The sequence below is a fragment of the Streptomyces purpurogeneiscleroticus genome, assembly GCF_020024005.1.
Lineage (GTDB): Bacteria > Actinomycetota > Actinomycetes > Streptomycetales > Streptomycetaceae > Streptomyces > Streptomyces purpurogeneiscleroticus.
On record NZ_NHSG01000170.1, the window covers coordinates 1 to 24,160 of the forward strand.

Sequence of the window (24,160 nt, forward strand, 5' to 3'; positions counted from 1 at the left end):
CCCCACACCGCGACCAGCCACCACTTCCCCCGCCGTGACACTGTTCCTCCCCAGTCCTGCCGACTGCCGCCGATCGTACGGTAGTTCGGGGAGCTGCTGGGCAAGGTGTCGGCGGCCGGGTGCGGAGCACAATGCCGTCATGGACCCAGGAGGAGCGGAAATCCGCCTACCTGGCATTTCAGACCGCCATAGGGAAGCCGGCCCGGGAGTACCAGAAGGGCGAGAGGCAGGTGAGGGACTACTGGAACGGTGGCGGATAGGGGCCGGACTGGCGGAAGTTGGCGGGCCCGGTCACATGGGGGACTCGGCAAAGGGTGTCAGCAAGGAGCTCCGAGCGGCAGTTGCCTATCTCCGATGGATCTGCCTGCATCCGAATGTGCTCACCGACGAGGTCGTCGAGGAGAACTACCAACAATCGATGGCCTTGCACCACGCCGTCAGCGACTTCATCAATCAGGCCCTCGGGGTCCTGCGGCAGCCGCCCAGATGATCGAAGACGGCCCGGTGGCAGACATCAGGTCGGCTTGCGCCACACGGAGATGTGCTTCGCGGAGTCCTGGGTGAACGGTGTCCCGTCCCAGTCCGCGACGCGGCGTTCGAGCTCGAGCCCGACGATCCGCGCCATCAGGTCGAGCTCCGCCGGCCAGGCGTACCGGTGCCGGGAGTTGTCGCGGCGGTAGCGGCCGTCGTCGCCGTCGTGCGTGAAGTGGTGCGAGACGAGAACCTGCTCGACCAGGTCGAAGGTGTCGAAACCGAGATGCCGCTCGGAGACGTCGAACGGCACCGCAACCTGGCCGGGCGGCAGGAACCGCAACGGCGGTACACCCAGCTCGATGACGAATCGGCCGCCGGGCGCCAGATGACGTGCGGCGTTGCGGAAGCACTCGACCTGCTCGTCCTGCGTGAGCAGGTTCGTGATGGTGTTGTAGACGAGATAGACCAGGGTGAACTCGCCGGGGACGGTGGTCGTGGCCATGTCGCCGATGGTGACCGGCAGCGCGTCCTCGTCGATCTTGCGCCGCAGGACCGCTGCCATGTGCTCGGACAGTTCGATGCCCACGACCGGCACACCGCGTTCCCGGAGCGGGACGCCCACTCGCCCGGTCCCGATGGCGAACTCCAGTGCCCGGCCATCTCCTGCGAGCTCTGCCAGGAAGGCAAGAGTCGGCCCGAGAACGGCGGCCGAGGACATCTCGTTCTCCTCGGCGTCGTAGCGGTCGGCGGTCGCACGGGTCCACAGCTCACTGCTCGTCACGGGCGGCCACTTTGCCGCGTGCGGTGGGGCGCTGTCGAGGCATTTACCCCGGACGGCCCCGGCGCGCCGGCGGGCCGGGAGAACGGCGACGGCGCCGTCGCCCCGGTGAAGGGGGCGGCGGCGCCGTGCCGGTGTGCCGGTGTGCCGGTTGGTCAGGCGACGTCGAACGTGGCCGGGTCCGGGCCCAGGCGCTTGTCGGCGTTGAGGCCGGCGAGGGTTTCCATGTCCTCGGCGGTCAGCTCGAAGCCGAAGACGTCGAAGTTCTCCTTGATCCGGGACGGGGTCGCGGACTTGGGGATGACGACGTTGCCGAGCTGGAGGTGCCAGCGCAGGACGACCTGGGCCGGCGTCTTGCCGTGCTTCTCGGCGAGCTTGCCGATCGTGGCGTTCTCCAGGAGGCCCTTGCCCTGGCCGAGCGGCGACCACGCTTCGGTGGCGATGTCGTGCTCGGCGTGGAAGGCGCGGGTCTCGGCCTGCTGGAGCTCGGGGTGCAGCTCGATCTGGTTGACCGCGGGGACGACCGAGGTCTCGTTCAGCAGCCGCTGGAGGTGCGGCGGCTGGAAGTTGGAGACGCCGATGGCCTTGGCGCGGCCGTCCGCCTGGATCTTCTCGAACGCCTTGTAGGTGTCGACGTAGGTGTCACGGGCCGGCAGCGGCCAGTGGATCAGGTACAGGTCGACATAGTCCAGGCCCAGCTTGGCGAGCGAAGTGTCGAACGCGCGCAGGGTCGAGTCATAACCCTGCTCGGTGTTCCACAGCTTCGTCGTCACGAACAGCTCGTCACGGGCGATGCCGGAAGCGGCGAGGGCCTTCCCCGTGCCCTCCTCGTTGCCATAGATCGCGGCGGTGTCGATGCTGCGGTACCCGGCCTCCAGAGCGTGGCCGACAGCGGTGAACGCCTCGTCGTCCGGGATCTGCCAGACACCGAAGCCGAGCTGCGGCATGGTGACGCCGTTGTTGAGGGTGATGTGGGGAACCTTGCTCACGAGCGAATCGGTCCTTTGATCGGCGTACAGGTACTACGAGACTCAACGATCATCCGACGGCACACATTCCCGCGCACGCCGACGGGCTGAGACGGACCGGACGGACTGAGTCGTCACCCGTTCCGCCGCCACGGATACTCGTACATCCGTTCGAGCAATGCCGACTTACCGCTCGTACAGCGCTGCCACCTCGGCCTCGTACGCCGTCTCGATCGACTTCCGCTTCAGCTTCAGCGACGGCGTCAGCAGCCCGTGCTCCTCGGTGAACTGGTGGGCCAGTATCCGGAATGTCCGGATCGACTCGGCCTGCGAGACGAGCGTGTTCGCGGCGACCACCGCCCGCCGGATCTCGGTCTCCAGGTCGGGGTCGCGCACCAGGTCGGTCGCCGGCAGGGACGGCTTGCCGCGCATCTGCAGCCAGTGCGTCACCGCCTCCGCGTCCAGCGTGACCAGTGCGGCGACGTACGGCCGGTCGTTGCCGATCACTATGCACTGGGCGACCAGCGGATGCGCCCGCACCCGCTCCTCCAGCGGTACCGGCGAGATCGTCTTGCCGCCGGAGGTCACCAGGATCTCCTTCTTGCGGCCGATGATCGTGAGGTATCCGTCCTCGTCCAGCTGCCCGAGGTCGCCGGTGGCCAGCCAGCCGTCGTGCAGTACGGCGTCGGTGGCCTTGGGGTCGTTGAGGTAGCCCTGGAAGACCTGGCCACCGTGCACCCACACCTCGTTGTCGTCCGCGATGTGCACGGTCGTACCGGGGATGGGCAGCCCGACCGTGCCGAACCGGGTCTGCTCGGGCGGATTGGCGGTGGCCGCGGCGGTGGACTCCGTCAGGCCGTACCCCTCGTAGATCGTGACGCCCGCGCCCTCCCAGAAGAGGCCGAGCCGGCGCTCCATGGCCGAGCCGCCCGACATCGCGTGCCGGACCCGGCCGCCCATCGCCGCCCGGACCTTGCTGTAGACGAGCTTGTCGAACAGCTGGTGCTGCATGCGCAGGCCCGGGCCGGGCCCGGAGCCGGTACCGAACGCCTTGTGCTCCATCGCCTCGGCGTACCGCCGCGCCACGTCGACGGCCTTGTCGAAGGGGCCGAGCTTGCCGTCCGACTCGGCCTTGCGCCGCGCCGCCGCGAACACCTTCTCGAAGATGTAGGGCACCGCGAGGATGAAGCTCGGCTGGAAGGACTGCAGGTCGGGGAGGAGTGCGATGGCCGAGAGGTTCGGCTGGTGGCCGAGCTTGACCCGGCCGCGGATCGCGGCGACCTGGACCATCCGGCCGAAGACGTGCGCCAGCGGCAGGAAGAGCAGGGTGGACGCCTCGTCGCCGGGCTTGGAGTGGAAGACCTTCTCGTACCGCGCGACGACGTTGTCGGCCTCGGCCATGAAGTTGGCGTGGCTGATCACGCAGCCCTTGGGCCGGCCGGTGGTGCCGGAGGTGTAGATGACGGTCGCGGGCGCGTCCGGGGTGACGGCCATCCGGTGCCGGTGCACGACGTCGTCCTCGATGTGCGCACCTGCCGCGGTCAGCTCGGCGACCGGATCGGCGTCCAGCTGCCACAGCCGCCGCAGGTGAGGCAGCCGGTCGATGACCGAGCCCACGGTCATGGAGTGGTCCTCGTGCTCGACGACGCACGAGGAGACGCCCGAGTCGTGCAGCATCCAGAAGACCTGCTCGGCGGAGGAGGTCGGGTACAGCGGTACCGGCTGCGCACCCACCGACCACAGGGCGAAGTCGAACAGCGTCCACTCGTACCGCGTCCGCGACATGATCCCGACGCGGTCGCCGAACCGCACGCCCTGGGCAAGCAGCCCCTTGGCGAGCGCCATGACCTCGTCGCGGAACCGCGCGGCGCTGACATCCTCCCAGCGTCCCGCGTCGTCCTTACGGCAGAGCGCGACCCGGTCAGGGGCGGACTCGGCATTTTCGAAGACGGCGTCCGCCAGACCGCCGACCCGGGGCGCCGTCGCCAGTGGGGGGACGGAGTACTCGCGCAATGACCCGCTCCTCGTGGTGCTCCATGCAGCGCCGCGACCGTACCCCACAAGAGCGCCCGAACGGCAGCGACTGCCAAACGTCCGAACCGTGGCCATAGGCCCAGGTCATCCGACGAAAACGGGCTACTCTCGGAGAACCCCGGACATGAACCCGCGAGTAACATGCCGAATGATCACGTCACAGGGACCGTTTCTGCACCAAATCTTTCCGATCGGAATCAGCCATGGCAAGGCCGGGGTGGCCGGCCTGCTTCTTGAGGTGCTCACGGTGGGCCGCCCGCCGGCTGCCGGAGCTTGCGGGTGCCAGTGTCGAGGTCATGGGTGAGCCGGCCGGTGAAGTGCGCGGAGCTGGTACTGCCGGACGCCGGCCGGTCAAAGCCCGCTGCGGCGTGCACAGTTGATGCGGCCGTCCGCGTTTGTGGCTGACGGAAGTGTTGACACGCCCGGTGCCGATAGTGATGCTGTGAGCGCTCTTTCCATCGATGTAAACATCGGCGCGGAAGGGGAAGAACTCAACGGCCGGGCCCGCACTCACAGCCTCCCTCGAGCGGCCTGACCAGGCGTTGTGCAGGCGCCGACGAATCTCTGCCGGCCGCTCGCACACGTCGAGAACGGAGGCCGACCATGGGACGGAACCATGAAGCTTTCTCGTTGTCTTTCCGGCGCCGCCGCCGTAGTGCTGTCCGGCGTCATGGCCACTGTGATGTCCCTGTCGTCCGCCGAGCCGGCCCGAGCGGAGCAGACCGCTCTCCGGGCGGCGGACCCGAGTGTGCTCCGGGTCGGTGACACCTACGTCTCGGTGCAGTCGACCGGTGGCGGCATCGTCGTACGGCAAGCTCGATCAACGGCCGGTCTCGCCTCGGCACCCGCCCGGCAGGTCTGGTCGGACACCCGTGACCTCGGGGAGGTCTGGGCCCCGGAGATCGTGCGGGACGGCGGCCGCTACTACATCTACTTCGCGGCCGGCCGCGGACCGGCCCACCGGATGTACGTCATCAGCTCCGCCGACCCGGACAGTGGTTACACCGCCGAGACGAAGCTGGCGCTGCCGGACGACAAATGGGCCATCGACGGGACCCTGTTCACCTTCAACGGGCAGCGCTGGTTCGTCTGGTCGGGCTGGGCCGGTGACACCAACGTCGAGCAGAACCTCTACATCGCCCGGATGAGCAACCCCACCACGCCGACCGGTGCACGGCATGTCATCTCGCAGCCGCGGGAGAGCTGGGAGCGGGTGGTCGGCGACCCGTTCATCAACGAGGCACCCGAAGCCATCAAGGACCCGAACGGGCAACTGCACATCGTGTACTCCGCCAACGGCAGCTGGAGTGAGCAGTACTGCCTGGCCGACCTGCGCCTGCGGGCCGGCGGCGACCCGACCCACGTATGGGACTGGTACAAGTCGAACGGCTGCCTGTTCGGCTCCAACCGCGCGACGATGATGTCCGGCTGGGACCCGACGCTGCACGTCAACGGCCCCGGCCACCACAGCTTCGTCCTGCTCAACGGTGACATCAACACCAGTCCGCCCGCGGGATCGAAGTTCCCCCTGATGTTCCACGCGGTTCCGAAGGGAACGCCGTACTCGTGGGAGAACCGGTACTGGTACACCGGCTCATTCGCCTGGTGGGGCAACACCACCTACAGCCGCGCCGACGTCCCCGGCCCGAACACGGACACCGGCTGGAGCATCAAGTTCTTCGAGTAGAAGTCGGTCCACTCAGGTGACCCGCCCGCGGGTGCCCCCGGTTCGTGGGTGGAAGGCACGCCACGCCACGAGGTGGCGTGGCGTGTCATGCCCTCGCGTGGCCTCGCCGACTGCGACGTGCGCATTGCAACGCCGGCTCGTAGCGGGCCACTTGGGGCCAGGTCCCCCTTCGCTTCGTGTTCACGTGACGGCAGGCGCATCCTCCTTGCTAAATAAATGAGCGCCCGCTAAGTTTTGAGCATGACGAGCAGACCTGCGTCCCGCCGCGGGCCGGGCCGGCCAAAGCGGTCGGACCTGTCCAACACCAGAGAGCGGCTGCTGGAGGCCGCGCTCGAACTCTTCGCGGAGAAGGGCTTCGAGGCGACGTCCCTTCGGGAGATCGGCGCCAAGGTCGGAGTGCAGAACAGCGCCATCTACGCGCACTTCGACAGCAAGAAGCAGATCTTCGAGTTCCTCATGGACTCGGCGGGGCTGCTGGACCTCGGCCTGTTGGGCTTCGAGACCGGGACCCTCGCGCACACCCGGCCGGAGGAGGCGCTGCCCGCTCTGGCTCAGAAGATCATGGCAGGGTTCGACACGCCCGCCGCGCGCATGTTCGCCAGCGTCATGATGCGCGAGGGTCTCTTCGGTGCCGCCACCGGTGCCCGCACGCTCGCCGGCTCCATCGCCGAGGTGCAGGAGCAGTTCCACGAGCCGTTCCGGCAGTGGGCGAAAAACGGCTGGCTGCGCACGGACTTCGAGCCGGAACACCTGGTCTGGGAACTGCTCGCGCCACTGGCCAACGCGCGTTTTGTCTACCTGCACGCGCAGGCAACGCCGGAAGACCGGCGAAAGGGTCACGAGTGGGCCCGCAAGCACGTCGACTTCTTCGTGAAGTGCTGCGTGCTCCCGTAGGCGAACGACTCCAACGACAGCCCGGGGAGGGCTTGTGTCACGGACGACGTCAACGATGACACGAACTGCGGACGACTCGGGGGACGACGTTCCCAGCCTCGTCCTGGACCACGTATGGGTGCGGTTCGGCAAGGGCCCCGATCCCTTTGTCGCACTCGGCGACCTGAGCCTGAGCGTGGAGCGGGGAGAGGTGTTCTGCCTGCTGGGCCCCAACGGGTCCGGGAAGACCACCACCATCAACCTGATCAGCGGCCTTCTCACGCCGAGCCAGGGAAAGGTACGCGTCTTTGGACACGTACCGGCCCGCGACCGTAACGAGGTACTGAGCAAGATTGCGGTGGTACCACAGGAAACCGCCCTCTACGAAAGCCTCAACGCCCGCGAGAACCTGCAGTTCCACGGCCACTACTACGGCGTGCCGGCCGACCAGCTCGCCTCCCGCATCGAGCACGTTCTCGAACTGGTCGGACTCACCGACCGAGCGAAGGACCGGACCGGCACCTACTCGGGCGGCATGCAGCGCCGCCTGACACTGGCCCGCGCCCTCCTCACCGAACCGAGAGCGCTCCTCCTGGACGAACCGACCCTGGGGGTCGACGTGCAGTCCCGCCGGGCCTTGTGGGACTGCGTCCGCGACCTGGCGGACGCGGGAGTGAGCATCCTGTTGACCACCAACTACATGGAGGAGGCCGAGGCGCTCGCCGACTACATCACCATCCTCGATCACGGCAAGAAGATCGTGGAGGGCACCACGGCCGAACTCAAGTCCCGCCTCGCGGCGCAGAGCCTGGTGATGCGCTTTCGCAGCACACCGGCCGCCGAACGCGCACGGGATGTCATGAACCTGCCATGGGGCGCGGTGGAGACGACCCAGACGACCGTCAAGGTGGGTCTGACCGATGCCAAGGAGGCGCTGCGCGTCATCGGCGACCTGCGCAACGACACGGTGCTGCGGGACGAACTCGACAGCTTCGAAGTCGCTGAACCCAATCTGCAGGACGTCTTCCTGCAGTACACCGGGCGCGCGCTGCGCGACTGAGGGAACGGGAGAGAGCTCCTCATGCTCACGGCAGTTCGCGCCATCGTCGCCAAGGACCTCCTCATATCGCGGCGCAGCCCCACCTACTTCGCCCTCAGCGTCGTCGTTCCCGTGATGTTCGTGCTCCTTTACGCCTTCATCGTGCAGACGGCGACCACCGCGCCCATCGGCTTCGCCGTGAAGTCCCACGGACCGCACACCCAGCAGTTCATGTCCGCAATCAAAGACATGAAGTCCGAGGACGGCGACGCGTGGGAGATCCGCACCACCGACCCGGCGGAAGCCAAGGCGATGTATGACAGCGGCGAGACCATCGGCATGGTGGTCCTTCCGCCCACCTTCGAAGCCGATGTCACCGCCGGCAAAGCGCACATCGACATCGTGTCCGACAACATCAACTCCGACATCACCAAAAACCTGCAGCTCCGCGTGGACACTGCCATCGGCGCCGTGCAGAAGAGCATCGACCCGGAGCACACGGTCGGCGTGAAAGCGGTCGACCGGTGGGCGTCACCCATGAGTTTCACCCGCTACATGGGCGCCAGCTTGCTGATGTTCGCCATCCTCTACGCCTCGATGGTCAACACCGGCAGCCTGGTCGCCCGGGAGTGGGAGGATCGCACTGCCAAGGCCGTCGTCCTCTCGCCCCGCGGACTCGCGCCCCTCATCGCAGGCAAGTGGACAGCGGCTTTCGTGCAAACGTGCATGACCATGGTCCTGGTCGGGCTGACCCTCTGGCTGACTCTGGACTATCCGCTCACGCGACTCGGGCCCGGCAGCTGGGCCCCCCTGCTGCTGATGTTCCTCTATGGATCCGCACTGGGCGTGCTCCTGGGCGTCACCCTCCGCCGCTCACTGCCTCTGGTCCCCATTGCCGCGGTGCTGGCCGTCGTGCACTTCCTCGTCGTCGGTTTCGAGTCGTACATGCGCGGCTACGCACACGCGGGCCTGGTGGAATTCCTGTGGCAGATCGCCCGCTACTGGCCGGTCTCCGGGGCGATCGACCAGATCCGCTTCACCGTGGAAGGACAGCAGCCGTTCTACATCGGCAGCCAGACGCACTACCTGCTGTGGCTGTCCGCCGTGATCATCGTCCTGATCGGTGCGGCCACCTACGTTCTCCGGAAGCGACTGCGCTTCGCGCAGGGGCAGTGAGCATGTCGACCGGCCCGGTCGGACCGGAAAACAGAAAGGTCGATCGATGAAGAATCTGCATGCGTTCTTCGCCGTCCACCGGCGGAACATGCTGCTCCTGCGGCGTCAGCGCTCCCTGCTCATCCAAGCGGCCATCGTGCCGGTGGCCATGCTGATCCTTTCCACCATGGTCTACGGCGGCTTCGGTGACGCCTACCCCGTCGGGCTGGTCAACAAGTCGAGCAGCGCACAAGCCAAGTCCCTCGAACACGACATCCGCACCGCGCACTCCGACATCACCCCCTGGTTCAACGTCGTCACCCACGACGACTCCGAAGCACGCTCCCTGGTCTCCTGGGGACGGCTGAACACCGTCATCGAGATCCCGCGCGACTACGCCCACACCCATGACCTCACGGTGCGCAACTACAACGTCAACTCCGACGCCGTGAAGAACACCATGGGCCGCATCCAACTGGTGATCAACCGGGCGGAGGTGCCGGGCGCGAAGCTGCGGATCGAATCCAGGATGGCCGGCGCCCACCCTCACGACGTGTGGCGGACCGCCTACCTCGGCGGCTCCTCCGTCCTGCTCGCCCTGTTCTTCGGGGCCATGCTGCTGGCCTCCAACCTCTTCATGTTCGAGAGGGAGAACTCCACCCGCAAGGAAATCCTGCTCACGCCGCTGCGCCCAGTGACCGCCGGCCTGGCGAACGTGTTCTCCGCGATGGTGGTGACGATCCTCCTGTCCCTCATCCCCCTCGGCCTGTCCTACTGGATCGCGCACTTCGAGGTCGGCCCGGGAAAGGTGCTGCTGCTGTACCTGTACATGCTCCCCGTGATGATCTTCTGCGCGGGAGTCGGCATCTTCGCCGGGCACTTCCTGAAATACTTCCGCGCTGCGCAGCCCGTCATCGTCCTCGGTTCCATGGTCACCTTCTTCATCGGCGGCGGCTTCACCATGGTCTCCTGGCTCCAGCCCGCCGCCCGCGCCTTCGACGCGTGGTGGCCCTTCTCCCGCATCTTCACCTGGATGAACCCGTTCCTGTACGGATTCCGCGGCCTGACGGCCGCCCAGCTGACCACGCTGCTGCTCGCCGCGCTGGTCGGTGTGCTTCTGGTCTGGGCCGGTTACCGCCTCGAGGGGCGCAGCAAGGACTCTCGCAGCATGTGAGCACCTCCGCTGCGCCGGGCGTTCCACAGCGCACCGGCACGCATCCCCAAATGAAAGGACACCCATGCAAACACAGCCCGCCACGGAACAGCGGTGGCACGTCGCCGTCCTGGACGGTGGTCTGACCGGGGCAGCCCTGGCGGCGATCCTGGCCAGACGCGGGCTGCGGGTCCTGATGCTGGGGGAGCGTCCCTCGGCGCAACGCGCCGGGGGCGAGCTCGTCATCCCCTACACCGCGATGCTGCTGCGCACCCTCGGCAAGCGCTACGACGTGCCCGAACTGGCCGGGCTGGCCGCTGTCACCCCCACCACAGGGGCCGGCCGCAGCCTGGGCTTCTTCTACTACGGCCCCCACGGCACACAACATCCCGACCAGGTGCACCAGATCGCGGCGCCGCGCCGGATGCCTCCCGAGCCGGCCCTGTTCCGTCCGGATGCCGACGCCGCGGTCCGGGCCACCGCCCTGCGCTACGGAGCCATTGCCCCCGAGGCCGGCGACGTCGTGGAGGTCGACACCGGCCCGGGCGGCGTGCAGATCCGCACCGTGCGCGCCGAGACCTTCCACGCCGACTACGTGGTGGACTGCGCCGGCCAGGACGGTGCGCTGGGCCGGCAGCCCACGCTCATCGGCAGGCCCCGCCGCCTCCCCGCTCAACTGCACTCCATCTCCACCCACATGGCCGGGGCGGGCCGTCTGGCACCCCTCGCGGGACAGGCGCGCCAGGCGCCGTGCAGCTGGGACGAGGGCACCGTGTACCACATTTTCGACGGCGGCTACCTGTGGTGCACCCCCTTCGACAACCACCCCGACGCCGTGCACCGGCTCACCAGTGTCGGCGTCTGCCTGGATGCCCGCCGCCACCGGCCCGATCCCGACCCCGAGGCCCAGTTCAGCGAGCTTCTCGCCCAACTCCCCTTGGCTGCACGGCAGCTGGCCACCGCCCGGCCCACCGAGCCCTTCCGCAGCACCACCCTGCAGGACTTCGCCGAAAACCGGGCCGGCGAGCGCTGGTGTCTGCTCCCGGAGTCCTCCGCCACCGTCGACGGCCTGTTCTCCTGGTCGCTCAGCAGCGGGCTGGAGCTCGTCAACGCCCTGGCGCACCGGCTGATCACCGCGGCACGCACCGGTGACTACGCCGGCTCCGGGCTGCCGCAGATGGACCGGATCGCCAGGAACCAGATCTCTGCCGGTGTCTTGGCGCACCGCATGTTTCTGGACGCCACGACCGACTCCCACCTGCTCACCGCGGCCCTGAAGGTCCTCAGCCTGGGCACCATGCTGGGTACCTTCCAGCTGGGGGACTACCTGGCGCGCATCGACAGCACAGCCCCCGACGCCCTGCACGCCGCTCACGAGACGGCCTCGTGGCCTGCGCCGTACTTCGCCGGACACGCCGGCTACCGCGACCTGGTGATGCTGGCAGCGGAGGAGTGCGCGGCCGCCGGTGCCGGGCGCATACCTGCCGAGGCGGCCTCCGCCAACATATTCGCCGCGATCGCCGAGAGCGGCTTCGCGCCGCTGCCGTTCGGATTCGCCGATCCCGGCGCACGCTTCTACCATCCGGCACCCGAAGACATCGGCGCGGTACTCGAGTGGGCCGAGACCGCCCCCGACCGGAAGGTCGGCGCACTGGTGCGCAGCACACTGCTCGCCGCTGTCTCCGGCTCACACGCCCTCCGCCCCACGCATGGCTGATCCGGCACGCCGACGAGCACAGAAAGCCCGGTGAGTGACACGTGACCATCCAGGACTTGACACCCGCCCTCGACGAGGACCGTATCGCCGATGCCGCCCTCGCCGAGATCCTCTTCTCCCCCGAAGGCGTCCAGGACCCCTATCCCCGCTACCGGACTCTGCGCGAGACGCGGCCGGTGCACCACAGCAAGCTGGGCATGTGGGTCTTCACCTCCTACGACGACGTGCTGGCGATGCTGCGGGACAAAGCGGTGGGCAAGAACGTCGAGGGCTTCATGCACGGCCGGTTCGGCGGCCAGTGGCAAGAGCACGCCGCCCTTCGGCGCATGGGCACCTCCATGCTGTGGGCCAATCCGCCCGAGCACACCCGGCTGCGCCGGCTGGCCGGCAAAAGCTTTACCGGCGCCATGGTCGAAAGACTGCGCGACCGCATCCAGCACACCCTGGACGAGCTGCTCGACCCGATAGCCGAAGCCGGCGGCGGCGACATCGTCAACGACGTGTGCTATCCGCTGCCGCTGTACACGGTCGCCGACCTGCTGGGCATGCCCCGCGAGGAGGCCCCGGCACTTCGCGAACCCATGCGCAACTTCCAGCGCACCTTCGAACTGGGCCTCACCGCACAAGAACTGCGAGAGGCCGATGAGGGCGCCCAGTTCTCCGACGACTACTTCGCCGATCTCATCGACCGCAAACGACGACAGCCCGGGGACGACCTCGTTTCCGCCCTCATCGCCATCACCGATGCCGAATCCGGCCGACTCAGCCCGATCGAACTCATCGGCATGTGCAACATGGTCATCGGCGCCGGCTTCGAGACCACCACACACATGCTCGGGAACGGCGTACGGGCCTTCGCGCAACACCCTGCCGAAGCACACAGGCTCCGGGCGGACATGAGCTTGCTGGACTCGGCAATCGACGAAGTCATCCGCTACGACGCACCCGTCCAGATCGTCGTGCGCACCCTGACCGAGCCCCGGACCGTCGGGGGTGTACAGATCGAGGCCCCGGCCCAGCTCATCCTGGGCATCGGCGCAGCCAACCACGACCCTGCCCACGTCTCCCGGCCCGAGGAGTTCCGCATCGACCGGCGGGAGACGGCCTCGGTGTCCTTCGGCGCAGGCATCCACACCTGCATGGGCTGGCGGCTGGCGAAGCTGCAGGCGGAAGTCTTCCACAGCACGATGCTGCGCCGTTTCTCCGCCTTCGACCTGCAAGAACAACCCGTCTACCGGCCTCGGTTGACCCTGCGCGGCGTCGAGAGCCTGCGCATCGCCGTCGTCAATGCCTAGGAGAGCAGCATGACGAGCCCCACCGCCGCCACGCCGTCGGCAACTCCCCCCGGCCAGGTCGGGAACCTGCAATTCCTCACCGAGGAGTACTTCCGGCACTTCGCCGCTCTCGCTGAGGCCCTGCCCAGGATCGAGCGCGCCAACGTGGACGTGCACTACGCCGTGCATCAGGCCCCGGGCGGCGACATCGACTACTCCCTGCGCATCAGGTCCGGTCGGGTGGCCCGGATCGGCCTCGGCGCCCTGAAGCGACCGAATCTGCGCATCAGCGTCCACTACGAAGATCTCCGAGACCTCCACACCGGCCGGCAGCACCCGGCTGCCGCGTTCATGAAGGGCGTCATGAAGGTGGCCGGGGACCGAGCCGCCCTGATGGACCTGATGCTGGTGCTGCAGACAGCGCAGTACCAGCAGCTCATGGCACGTCTGGCACAAGAGACCAACCATGGCTGACGCCGCCGGCCCGGACGTCCTCATCGCCGGCGCAGGGCCGACGGGGCTGATGCTGGCTGCGGTCCTGCTCCGCCACGGCATTCAGCCGCGCCTGGTCGACAAGCGCCGAGCCGCCCACGACGAAAGCCGGGCGCTGGCCCTGGCTGCCCGCACGCTGGAAGTCTTCGACGGCCTGGGGCTGGTGGACGACGCGCTCGCCGCCGGGCGTCCCATGGTGGCCATCGAACTGCATCACAACCGCCGGTCGGTGGCCTCTCTCGGCCTGGACGAGGTGGAGTCGCCCTTCCCCTTCGGTCTGTGTCTGCCGCAGAACATCACCGAGGACTTGCTGTGCAACGACCTCGTCCGGCGCGGCCTCACGCCACAGCGGGGCGCGGAGGTCACCGGGTTCACCGACCACGAAGACCACATCGAGGTGCGCCTGCAGCACGCCGACGGCACCGTGGAGCAGGTCCGCAGCCGCTGGCTGGTCGGGTGCGACGGTGCGCACTCCACCGTCCGCCACCTCGCCGGCATCGCCGATCACGGCAAGGACCTGGAACGCAACTGGATCCTGGCGGACTGCTCGGCCAACTGGGACCTGGACGGCAACCGTCTGCACGCCTTCTTCAACGACGAGGGGGCGTTCGCTGCCATCCCCCTGCCCGAACAGGACGGCTGGCGGGTGCTGTGTCAGTACGAGGGACCCTCCCCGGGCGCCGCGCCGCCTCTTGAGCTCGTCTCCCGGCTGGTGCAACAACGCACCCCACTGGACCCCCGGCTGTTCGCCCCCCGGTGGACGACGTACTTCGGCAGCCGCCAGCGCCGGGCAGCCACCTTCCGCTCGGGCCGTGTCCTCCTCGCCGGTGACGCCGCCCACTCGCACAGTGTCATTGCCGGACAGGGAATGAACACCGGCCTGCAGGACGCCCACAACCTCGGCTGGAAGCTTGCCCTGGTGCTCGCCGGCAGGGCGGGGGAGCAGCTGCTGGACACCTACGCGCACGAACGCACCCGTGTGGCCGCGGGCGTGCTCCAGCTCACCGAGCGTGCCACCAAGGCAATCACCTTCCGCGGTGTACCCGCAGCACTGCGCCAACATATGGCCGCCTTCGCCACCCAGTTCAAGGGCGTACAGGAGACGGTGACCCGGAACATCAGCGAGCTGACCATCGACTACCGCACCAGCCCGCTCGCGTCGGACCGGTGGCGCCACGGCGCCGAGGACGGATCCGCAGGCCACATGGTGCCGCAGGCCGGTGACCTGAGCCCGGACGGCTATCTGCACACCGCCTCCGGCATCACCCGGTTGCGCCGGGCGCTGGACCAGCAACGCCATACCGTCCTTGTCTTCGTCGGGCACGAGATGCGCCCGGCCGAACTCCGGCGTCGGCGGGAGCAGGCCCGGGCCGCGGCCGCTGGTTACGGGGAGGCCCTTCTCATCACCCGCGGGCCGCTGAGCAGCCTCCCCGAAGGGGTGCTTCTCGACCGCACCGGGGAGGTCCACAAGCGCTACGGAGCGGAAGGGGGGCCCGCGCTCCACGTCGTCCGGCCCGATCACTACATCGCTTACCGCGACGATCGACTCGACTTCTCGCGGCTGCGCAGCTACTGGTCCCGATACGGCTCCGGGAGCAGCTGACGGCGTCGGCACCCGCCGCGACCGGTGGTCCACCAACGAGTAGCACCACGCTATAGGCGTGCTACGCCGCTCCTGGACCGCTCCTCGAGCCACAGCCGTGACGCTGTCCCCCGTTGCTTGTCAACCTGCACAACTCACCCACGGGGAGCATCGTGGTGCGTGGAGAGACGATCAGGGTAGTGGTCGTAAGCCGGAAGGAAGTGACCCGAGCAGGCTATCGGTTCCTCCTTGACGCCCAGCCGGATTTGATTGTCGTTGACGATGCCCCGGACATCGCCGAGGTGATGGGCGGCCCGCAGGCGAGCCAGCCCGACGTTGTCGTCTTCGACACCGGCGACGGTCTGGATGTTTCCTCCAGCCGCCGGGCCCTGAACCGCAGTGCGTCCGCCGCGCGGATCCTGGCGCTGGTCGACCAGCGCCGGCCCCTGCCCCATGACACGCTGGGAGACGGTGTCCGCGGCGTTCTGCTCAGCCAGTCGACCCCCGAACAGATCGCCGCTGCCGTACGCCTGATCGCGGCCGACTACACCCTGAGCTCCCTTCCCCAGGGCGTCGAGCAGGCCCAGGCCGGCAGCGTCGTGTGCCGTCCGGAGGGGGAGGACGGGCCGGCGGAGGCGGACCTGGCGCATCTCACGCGCCGGGAGGCCGATGTCCTGCGACTCCTTGCCCGCGGCTTGAGCAACGCGGAGATCTCCGCCGCGCTGTTCGTCAGCGAGAGCACGGTGAAGTCCCATGTACAGCACCTGCTCACCAAGCTCGAACTGCGTAATCGCGTGCATGCCGTCATCTACGCCTACGAGATCGGTCTCATGCGGGCGCAGCCGCAGAGGCTCGCGGCGGCCGCCTCCTGACCGGTGGGCGGCTCCCACACCGGTGAGGAGCCGCCCACCGTGCCGGCCGGCCCGGTCATTCATGCTGCGCGGCCACCGACTCCGCCAAGAAGCGCCCCCACTCGTCTGCGGAGATCTCGAAGAACTCGCGTGCCGCCAGCTCCAGTTTCAACTCGCGGCGGAAGCGTGTCAGTGTCCGCATGGCGCCCAGCGAGTCGTAGCCGAAGTCCAGCAGGTCGAAGTCGCCGGTGAACTCGGCCAGGTCCACTCCCAGCTGCTCGGCAAGGCACTGCCAGACGTACTCCTCCAGCCACTGCTCCCGCTCCCCGCTCGGGAGGGACAGCACCCGCTGCAACGCCACGCCGTCGTCCGCCTCCTGTGCCGCAGCACTGCTGGTACGGTCTGCGGCCATCTCCGCCAGCAGGGGGCGTGCCCGCTGGGACTCCAGCAGCGGCCGGACGACCTCCCAGTCCACCTCGGCGACGATGCGGCGCCCCTCACCGCCCGCCAGCAACGCACCCAGGTGGGCCATTGCCCCCTCCGCGTCCATCGGCCGGTAGCCGGTGGCTGCCACCCGCTCGGCCCGGCCACGGCCTCCCAGGCCGCTCACGCCGTCCCAACGGCCCCAGTTGACGACACTTGCCGGGAGCCCGCGCGTCCGTCGGTAGGCGGCCAGGGCGTCCAGGAAGTGGTTCGCCGTCGTGTACGCCGCAAGGTGCGGGGCACCCCACACGGCAGTCACGGACGACATCAGGGCGAGGAAGTCGATCGGCACACCCTCCAGCACGTGGTGCAGTGTCCAGGCGCCGTCCATCTTCGGCCGCAGCACCTCCCTGAAGGCCGCGGCATCCGCCTGCACTATGTCCTCGCCGCTGCTGAGGCCGGCGGCGTGCACCACTCCGGCCAGGCCACCGGGGGCGGTGCGCAGCTGGTCCACCAGCGCACGCATCACCTCTGTGTCGCACACATCCGCCGCTTCGACCCGAACGGTCACTCCCTGTTCCTCCAGCGCCCGTACCGCGGTGATGCGGTCGCACACTGCGGGCGGCAGGTGCGGTTCCTCCCACTCCTCGCGCGGTGGGAGCCCGGTGCGGGAGGTGAGCACCAGCCGGCGCACGCCGAGCCCTGCCAGCCAGTCGGCCACCGTCAGGCCGACGCCACCGAGCCCACCCACCAGCAGGTAGCACGCCTCCGGCCGGATCGTCGGAGTGGCGGACACGGGGGCATCGGTGCGGGGTACCACGCGGGGCACCAGACGCCGCGCACCGCGCAGCGCCACCTGGTCCTCCGCACCGGAGTTCAGGAGAAGTTCGTCCCGCAGAGCATCGAGTTCCGCTCCGCCCCCGGAGAGATCAACGGACCCGCCCCACAGCTCGGGGTGTTCCAGTACCAGACTCTTGCCGAACCCGGCCGCCGCGGCCGCCGCCACGCAGTCGACCTTTTCCTCTTCCTGTGTCGCCACGGCACCATGGGTGATCACCCACAGCCGGCACGGTCGGGAACCTTCGGCACTACCGGCCTTGAGGAGTGACTGCGCCAGGCCGAGGAGCATCTCCGGACCGCGCTGCCGGGCCGCCGCGATGTCCTCACCACCGGCGTCCTCCGCGGTCGGAGCATCCAGGCTCCACAGATGCACCACCCGGTCGAAGGGGCCTTCCTCGGCCACGAGGTTCCCGACCGCGTCGGGCCGGACCGTGTGTCGCGCCTCTCCGGGCTCCGTCCCCGGCGCGTAGCGCAGCAGGCACTCCTCGCCCGCCGCCCGCAGCTTGTGCGCCAACTCCTCGGCCACGCCGGTGGTGTCGGCCAGCAGAAGAGTGCGGCCGGGCGCAGGCGTCATCGGTTCGCGGGACAGGGCGGCCTCCCGCCAGGTGACTGCGTAGACGCCGGGCGCTGCCGCCGGTCCGCTGCGGCCGGGCAGCGGGCCGCCTGCCGGCGCTTCGGCGGGAAAGACATAGCGGCGCCGCTGAAAGGGGTAAGCGGGAACTTCGACCCGCTGCCAGGGCGGGTCCTCCTGGCGCTGCCACACCACCGGCGCCCCGGACACGTACAGCCGCCCCAGGCTCTGCTGCAGTTCGGTCGTCTCCGCGCTGCCCCGGCGCAGCGACGGCAGCCACTGCAGGTCGTGGTCGGGCAGCGCCCGGGTGCCCATGCCCAGCAGGGTGCGTCCCGGGCCGACCTCCACGAAGGTGCCGATACCGGCGTTCTTCAGCCACAGCAGCCCGTCATGGAACCGCACGGCCTGGCGCGCGTGCCGGCACCAGTACTCCGCATCGCGCAGCGTGTCCAGGTCCACCGGGGCGCCGGTGAGGCCGGAGAGCAGAGGGAAGGCGGGTTCGCTCACGGTCACACTCGCAGTGAGACGGGCGAGCTCGGGCAGCGCCGGTGCCATCAGCGGTGAGTGAAAGGCGTGCGAGACCCGCAGCCGCCTGCTCTTGACGCCCTGCGTCCGAAGTTCCCGCTCGATCTGCTCGATCGCCTCGCCGGCGCCGGAAAGGACAACGGATTCCGGCCCGTTGACCGCGGCGATGCCCACACGGTCGGTACGGGGGCCGATCGCCACGTGCGCGGCCTCTTCGGTCAGCGGCACGGCCAGCATGGCGCCGCCGGCGGGCAGGTCGTCCATGGCCCGGCCGCGGGCGGCGACAAGCGCCAGCGCGTCCTTCAGCGTCAGGGCGCCGGCAACGCAGGCCGCGGTGATCTCACCGACGCTGTGTCCCAGACAGGCCGTGGGCCGCACTCCCCGGGAGAGCCAGGTCTGCGCGAGCGCATACTCCACGGCGAACAGGGCCGGCTGCGTCCAGGCCGTCCGATCCAGCAGGCCGGCCTCCGCCGTGCCCTCCTCGGCGAACAGCACCTGCAGCAGCGGCCGGTCCAGATGCGCGCGCAGCCCTTCGGCGCAGCGGTCCAGAGCGTCGCGGAAGACGGGATCGGCCGCGTACAGGCCGGCGGCCATGCCGGGGTACTGGGCCCCCTGGCCGGTGAAGAGGAAGGCCACCTTGGGCCGGTACCGGGGCGAGGCTTTGCCGGATACGGCCGCGCCGGGGCGGCCATCGGCGAACGCCCGCAGCTGCTGGGCCATGGCTGCGGGGGAATCGGCGACCACCGCGAGCCGGTGCGGCTGGTGGGCCCGGCCGGTATGTGCGCTCAGGCAGAAATTGCGCAGCCCGGCCCCCGCACCGGGCTCCTGCTGGGCAAGGGACTCGAGGTGTTCGGCGTAGCGCCGCGCCGTGGCGCGCAGGGCTTCAGGGCTGCGCGCGGAAGCGGCCAGCAGCTGCGTCTCATCGACCGCGGGGGCCGCCACCGCCGGTGCCGGGGAAGCGAGTGGTCCCTCCAGTACCACATGCACATTGGTGCCGCTGGCCCCGAAGGAGCTCACGCCGGCCAGGCGCGCCCGCCCCTCCTCCGGCCACGGGACGGTCCGTGTGGGGATGCGCAGATGCATCCGGTCCCATTCCACCATCGGATTCGGCGTGTGGAAGTGGAGGTGGGGCGGGATCTCGCCGCGCGCGACGACCAGAAGCGCCTTGATCAGGCCGGCCACCCCTGCTCCGGCCTCCAGGTGACCGATGTTGGTCTTCACCGAGCCGACATACAACGGTCGGTCCGCCTCACGCTGCGCGCCCAGCACCGCCTCCAAGCTGCGCAGCTCGATCGGGTCGCCCAGCACCGTCCCGGTACCGTGGGCTTCCACGTAGCCGATGTCCGTGCCGCGCACGCCCGCATCCGCCAGGGCGGCCCGGATGACTTCCTGCTGTGCCGGGCCACTGGGCACCGAGATTCCACTGGCCCGGCCGTCGTGATTGGCGGCACTGCCGCGCAGGACGCCGAGTATGCGGTCGGAGTGGGCCAGTGCATCGGACAGCCGCTTCAACACGAGGACGCCGCAGCCCTCACCGCGGGCGTAACCGTCCGCCGCCGCATCGAAGGTCTTGCACCGGCCGTCCGGCGCCACCGCTCGGGACTGGCTCAGAAGCACAAAGCCGTACGGCGAGAGGATGGCGTTGACTCCTCCCGCCAGCGCCAGGTCGATCTCGCCCGAACGCAGGCCGCGGATCGCCTGGTGGACCGCCATCAGCGACGAGGAGCACGCTGTGTCGATCACCTGTGCCGGCCCGCGCAGCCCCAGAGTGTGCGCCACCCGGCCGGCGATGAAGCTGGACTCCCCGAACAACTGGTAGCTGTCGATGCCGTCCGCCGTCCCGAACTGCTGCCGCATGCGCACGTAGTCGCTGGTGCTGGCGCCCACGAAGACACCGGACCGGGTCCCGTTGAGAGAGTCCGGGGCGATGCCGGCGTGCTCCAGGGCCTCCCAGGCCCCTTCCAGCACCATGCGCTGCTGCGGGTCCATCCCCAGAGCTTCCGGCGGGGAGATCCCGAAGACCTGGGCATCGAAGTACTCGGTGGTGCGCACATAGCCGGCCTCGGTCACATACGCCTTCCCCGGGGTTCCGGGGGCCTCGGCCCGGTACGGCACGGTGTCCCCGCGCTCGGAGGGAAAGGGAGAAATGGCGTCCACGCCCTGCTGCAGCAACTCCCAGAAGCGGTCGGCGGTGTCGGCCTCCCCGGGGAGGCGGACACTCAGCCCGACGACGGCCACCGGTTCATGGGCAGCACGCTCGTGCTCCTCCAATGCACTGCGCAACTGGGAGACGGTGCGCAGCGCCTGGGTGAGTCTGCCGCGGAAATCGGCCCCCTCCGCCGGAGATTCCGTGGACGTCATACGCATCCTCCTGTGGTGGTCACCGTGCCTGCACGAGGCAGGCTTCCAGCGGCCGGCGCGACCGAACAATTGGCTGCAAGGACGATTTCACCGCCCCGCCTTCGTCTCCCGGCGGTTTTTCTCCCCACAAGGGATGAGGCGTTGATTCATCACAAATGACGAAGACGCCGGATCAGGTTCTTGAGTAATCTCCACTGCCGTCGCGTCCTACCCCCCGGAGGAAGGCACATGGGCATGGAGAAGGAAAAGGAGACCGCAGCGCCGACACTGCTGCGCGAACCGGACAACGACGTCATCATTCTCGGTGCCGGAATTGCCGGTTCGATTCTCGGAGCCATCCTTGCACGCGCCGGTGCCCGCGTACTCATCGTGGACGCGGGCGCGCACCCGCGGTTCGCGGTCGGGGAGTCGATGATTCCCTACACGCTCCTGGGCCTGCGGATGCTCGCCGAACGCTACGGCGTCCCCGAAATCGCCACCCTGTCCTCCTACAAGGACTGCACGAAGGAGATCAGTTCTTCCTTCGGGCAGAAGCGCAATTTCGGATTCATTCGTCACACCGAGGGTAGCGAGCCGAATCCCAGGGAAGCCAACCAGTTCAATACTCCCGGCATCATCAACCGCTCCGGGCACCTCTTCCGGCAGGACACCGACGCCTATCTGTTCAATACCGCCATCCGTTACGGCTGCATGCCCAAGCTCGCCTACCGGGTGACCGACGTCGACATCCACGACGACGGCGTGGCGGTCATGGGAGCGGACGGCACCACCCTCCGTGCCCGTTACCTGGTCGACGCCAGCGGCTTCCGCTCTCCTCTGGCACAGAAGCTGGACCTGAGGGAGGACCCGTGCCGGTTCAAGCACCACTCCCGCTCGATCTTCACGCACATGATCGGCGTGCGGACGCCGGACGCCGCCTTGCGTCATCCGCGGCGTGAGTCACCACCGGTGCCCTGGCACTCCGGCACGATGCATCACCTCTTCGACCGCGGCTGGTTCTGGGTCATCCCCTTCAACAATCACAAGGGCTCCAAGAACCCGCTGGTCAGCGTCGGCCTCACGATGGATCCGCGCACCTACCCCAAGTCCGACGCCGCCCCGGAGGAGGAGTTCCGCGAGTTCGCCTCCCGCTACCCAGCGATCAAGCGGCAGTTCGAGGGCGCCACCGCGGTGCGGCCCTGGGTCTCCACCGACCGGCTGCAGTACTCCTCCCGCCGGTCCGTGGGTGCCCGGTGGTGCCTGATGTCCCATGCGGCCGGGTTCCTGGACCCGCTGTTCTCCCGCGGCCTGTCCAACACCGTCGAAGTCATCAATGTCCTGGCCTGGCGGCTCCTCGACGCCCTGCGGCGCGACCACTTCACCGACGAGCACTTCGCCTACGTCCAGACCCTTGAACAGGGGTTGCTGGACTACAACGACGGCCTGGTCAACAGCTCCTTCCTCGCTTTCGACAGCTACGATCTGTGGAACGCCGTCTTTCGCATCTGGGCGTTCGGCTCGGTCGTCGGCGGCTTCCGCCTGCAGCGCGCACTCTCCGCCCACCGGCGTACCCACCAGGACGGAATCTTCCGCGCTCTGGAGGAGGTGCCCAACGTCGGGCTGTGGTGGCCGGACCACGCCGAGTACAAGAAGCTCTTCGACTCCATGGTCACCCAGTGCGAGGCATTCGAGCAGGGGCAGATCTCCGCGTCCGACGCGGCCGCTGAGCTGTTCCGGCAGCTGGCCGAGGCCGACTACATCCCCAAGGGCATCGGATTCGCCGACCCGGACACGCGGTTCCTTTTCCCCACACCGGCCAAGCTCGCCCGGATGTGCTACTGGCTCGCCGCCGAAGCCCCCACGGACATGCGGGAAATGATCGGCGGCGTCGCGGTGGAGATGGCCCGCACCGGACTGCGCGGGCGCCGGCTCTTCTGACCACTTCACCTGACACCGTGCCACCCCGCCGGGAGACCGTCACCGATGCCCCGGACTCCCGGCGGGGTCCCGAAAAGAGCCAGGAGCCGGCATGAGCAGCGCAGCCGACACACAGTGGATCACCGCGATGGCCCTGGGCAGCATCGCTCTGGCCTTGGCGGTGGCAGCAGCCTTCATCGCCCTGGCGCGCCGGTTGCGCCAGCCGGCCGTCGTGGGGGAGATCCTCGCCGGTATCTGCCTGGGACCCAGCCTGCTGGGACTGCTTCCGCATCACCTGCCGGACGTGCTGCTGCCCCCGGCCGTCAGACCGCATCTGACGGTGGCAGCCCATCTGGGCCTGCTGCTGTTCATGTTTCTCCTCGGCTGGGAGCTGGACACCAAGGAGCTGCGCGGACAGCGCCGCACGATCGGCGGCCTGTGGGCCGTCTCCGCGCTCGTGCCCCTCATCCTCGGCAGCGTTCTCGGGGCCGGCCTCTTCGCCACCGCCGACACCGTCAGCCGCCCCGGGGTGCGGCTGGTGGAGTTCACCTTGTTCATGGGCACGGCCATGGCCATCGCAGCGTTCCCCGTCCTGGCCCGCATCATCACCGACCTGAAACTGCAGTCCACCAGTGTGGGCCGGCTCGCGCTCACCCTGGCCACTCTCGATGACGTACTCGCCTGGACGCTGCTGGCCCTGGTCACCGCTCTGGTCCACGCCGCCGGACCCGGGGACTTCCTGCATGTCCTCGGCTGGGGGCTCGTGTATACGCTGGTCATGTTCGCGGTGGTGCGACCGGCACTGGCCCGCCTGGCCCGCCTGGCCCGGCAGTCCGCGCCCCAACTGGGCATGCTGGCCGCCGCCGGCGCCCTGGCCTCCTCCTATGTCACGGCCGAGATCGGCCTGCACCCCATTCTCGGCGCCTTCGTCTTCGGCCTGGTCATGCCGAGGGGGGTACGAGCCCAAGCCCTGCACACCGCGGTACGCGGCCCGCTGGAGAGCCTGGCGAAGCTGCTGCTTCCCGTGTACTTCGTGGTGACCGGCATGTCCATGGACCTCACGGCCCTGGGATGGACCGGAGTCCTCTACATCTTCCTCGCCCTGACCGTGGCCAGCATCGGCAAGGCCGGCGGCGTGCTGCTGGCCGCCCGCATCACCCGCCTCGACCGGCACCAGAGGCTGCCCCTGGCCATCTTGATGAACACCCGGGGTCTCACCGAGCTCGTCATCCTCAACGCCGGTCTGGAACTGGGCCTGCTGAGCACCCAGCTCTTCACCGCCATGACCATCGTGGCACTGATCACCACTGCGGCGACCTCTCCTCTCCTCGGCCTGGTCCTGCGCCGCACCTCCGCCGACGCTGCGCTCGGCCGGCATCGCAGTCCCGCCGACGCCGCCCCGCCGCCCCCGCACCCACAACCCTTCGCCCAGCAAGAGAGCTGAACCGGCCGGCCCCCTGTGCGAGA

Annotated in this window: 16 protein-coding genes; 12 read left to right on the forward strand and 4 right to left on the reverse strand. The window is 68.8% G+C overall.

Features of this window, described 5'->3' with window-relative positions; genetic code table 11:
- Positions 1-514: 514 nt before the first annotated feature.
- From CCS38_RS09905 to CCS38_RS09915, 3 genes are all read right to left on the reverse strand, one after another.
- The gene (locus CCS38_RS09905; protein ID WP_223732837.1) at positions 515-1,255 is read right to left on the reverse strand and encodes a class I SAM-dependent DNA methyltransferase; all 741 of its coding nucleotides are present in this window, start codon (positions 1,253-1,255) and stop codon (positions 515-517) included.
- A gap of 152 nt (positions 1,256-1,407) precedes the next feature.
- Entirely contained in the window at positions 1,408-2,241 is an 834-nt protein-coding gene (locus CCS38_RS09910) for an aldo/keto reductase (protein ID WP_308050780.1), read from the reverse strand.
- A gap of 165 nt (positions 2,242-2,406) precedes the next feature.
- Positions 2,407-4,233, reverse strand: a complete 1,827-nt coding sequence (locus CCS38_RS09915) for an AMP-dependent synthetase/ligase (RefSeq protein WP_223732838.1) — start codon at positions 4,231-4,233, stop codon at positions 2,407-2,409.
- Positions 4,234-4,870: 637 nt separating this feature from the next.
- Here CCS38_RS09915 and CCS38_RS09920 point away from each other — a divergent pair.
- The 10 genes from CCS38_RS09920 (at position 4,871) to CCS38_RS09965 (ending at position 16,098) form a co-directional block, all read left to right on the forward strand.
- Positions 4,871-5,941 (forward strand): glycoside hydrolase family 43 protein, encoded by a 1,071-nt coding sequence (locus tag CCS38_RS09920; RefSeq protein ID WP_223732839.1) that lies wholly within the window; start codon positions 4,871-4,873, stop codon positions 5,939-5,941.
- A gap of 240 nt (positions 5,942-6,181) precedes the next feature.
- Entirely contained in the window at positions 6,182-6,835 is a 654-nt protein-coding gene (locus CCS38_RS09925) for a TetR/AcrR family transcriptional regulator (protein WP_223732840.1), read from the forward strand.
- 55 nt (positions 6,836-6,890) lie between these two features.
- On the forward strand, positions 6,891-7,874 hold the full coding sequence (locus CCS38_RS09930) for an ABC transporter ATP-binding protein (protein ID WP_223732841.1): 984 nt from the start codon (positions 6,891-6,893) through the stop codon (positions 7,872-7,874).
- A gap of 21 nt (positions 7,875-7,895) precedes the next feature.
- The gene (locus CCS38_RS09935; RefSeq protein ID WP_223732842.1) at positions 7,896-9,029 is read left to right on the forward strand and encodes an ABC transporter permease; all 1,134 of its coding nucleotides are present in this window, start codon (positions 7,896-7,898) and stop codon (positions 9,027-9,029) included.
- A gap of 46 nt (positions 9,030-9,075) precedes the next feature.
- Positions 9,076-10,182 (forward strand): ABC transporter permease, encoded by a 1,107-nt coding sequence (locus CCS38_RS09940; RefSeq protein WP_223732843.1) that lies wholly within the window; start codon positions 9,076-9,078, stop codon positions 10,180-10,182.
- 64 nt (positions 10,183-10,246) lie between these two features.
- Positions 10,247-11,878, forward strand: coding sequence for an NAD(P)/FAD-dependent oxidoreductase (locus CCS38_RS09945; RefSeq protein WP_223732844.1), 1,632 nt, complete (start codon positions 10,247-10,249; stop codon positions 11,876-11,878).
- Between the two features lie 41 nt (positions 11,879-11,919).
- A complete protein-coding gene (locus tag CCS38_RS09950) occupies positions 11,920-13,173 on the forward strand; it encodes a cytochrome P450 (protein ID WP_223732845.1) in 1,254 nt (417 codons plus the stop codon).
- 9 nt (positions 13,174-13,182) lie between these two features.
- Positions 13,183-13,626 carry an SCP2 sterol-binding domain-containing protein gene (locus tag CCS38_RS09955; RefSeq protein WP_223732846.1) on the forward strand — a complete coding sequence of 148 codons (444 nt, stop codon included), beginning with the start codon at positions 13,183-13,185 and terminating at the stop codon, positions 13,624-13,626.
- A complete protein-coding gene (locus CCS38_RS09960; protein WP_223732847.1) occupies positions 13,619-15,247 on the forward strand; it encodes an FAD-dependent monooxygenase in 1,629 nt (542 codons plus the stop codon). Before CCS38_RS09955 ends, CCS38_RS09960 begins: the two co-directional genes overlap by 8 nt.
- A 113-nt stretch (positions 15,248-15,360) precedes the next feature.
- Complete coding sequence (locus CCS38_RS09965) at positions 15,361-16,098, forward strand: response regulator transcription factor (RefSeq protein WP_223732848.1); 738 nt, start codon at positions 15,361-15,363, stop codon at positions 16,096-16,098.
- Between the two features lie 55 nt (positions 16,099-16,153).
- Here the strand turns inward: CCS38_RS09965 and CCS38_RS09970 are convergent, their stop codons facing one another.
- Entirely contained in the window at positions 16,154-20,797 is a 4,644-nt protein-coding gene (locus CCS38_RS09970) for a beta-ketoacyl synthase N-terminal-like domain-containing protein (protein WP_223732849.1), read from the reverse strand.
- Between the two features lie 234 nt (positions 20,798-21,031).
- Between CCS38_RS09970 and CCS38_RS09975 the strand changes: the two genes are divergently transcribed.
- Entirely contained in the window at positions 21,032-22,714 is a 1,683-nt protein-coding gene (locus CCS38_RS09975; protein WP_223732850.1) for an NAD(P)/FAD-dependent oxidoreductase, read from the forward strand.
- Between the two features lie 91 nt (positions 22,715-22,805).
- Positions 22,806-24,137 carry a cation:proton antiporter gene (locus CCS38_RS09980; RefSeq protein WP_223732851.1) on the forward strand — a complete coding sequence of 444 codons (1,332 nt, stop codon included), beginning with the start codon at positions 22,806-22,808 and terminating at the stop codon, positions 24,135-24,137.
- The last annotated feature ends 23 nt before the right edge of the window (positions 24,138-24,160 follow it).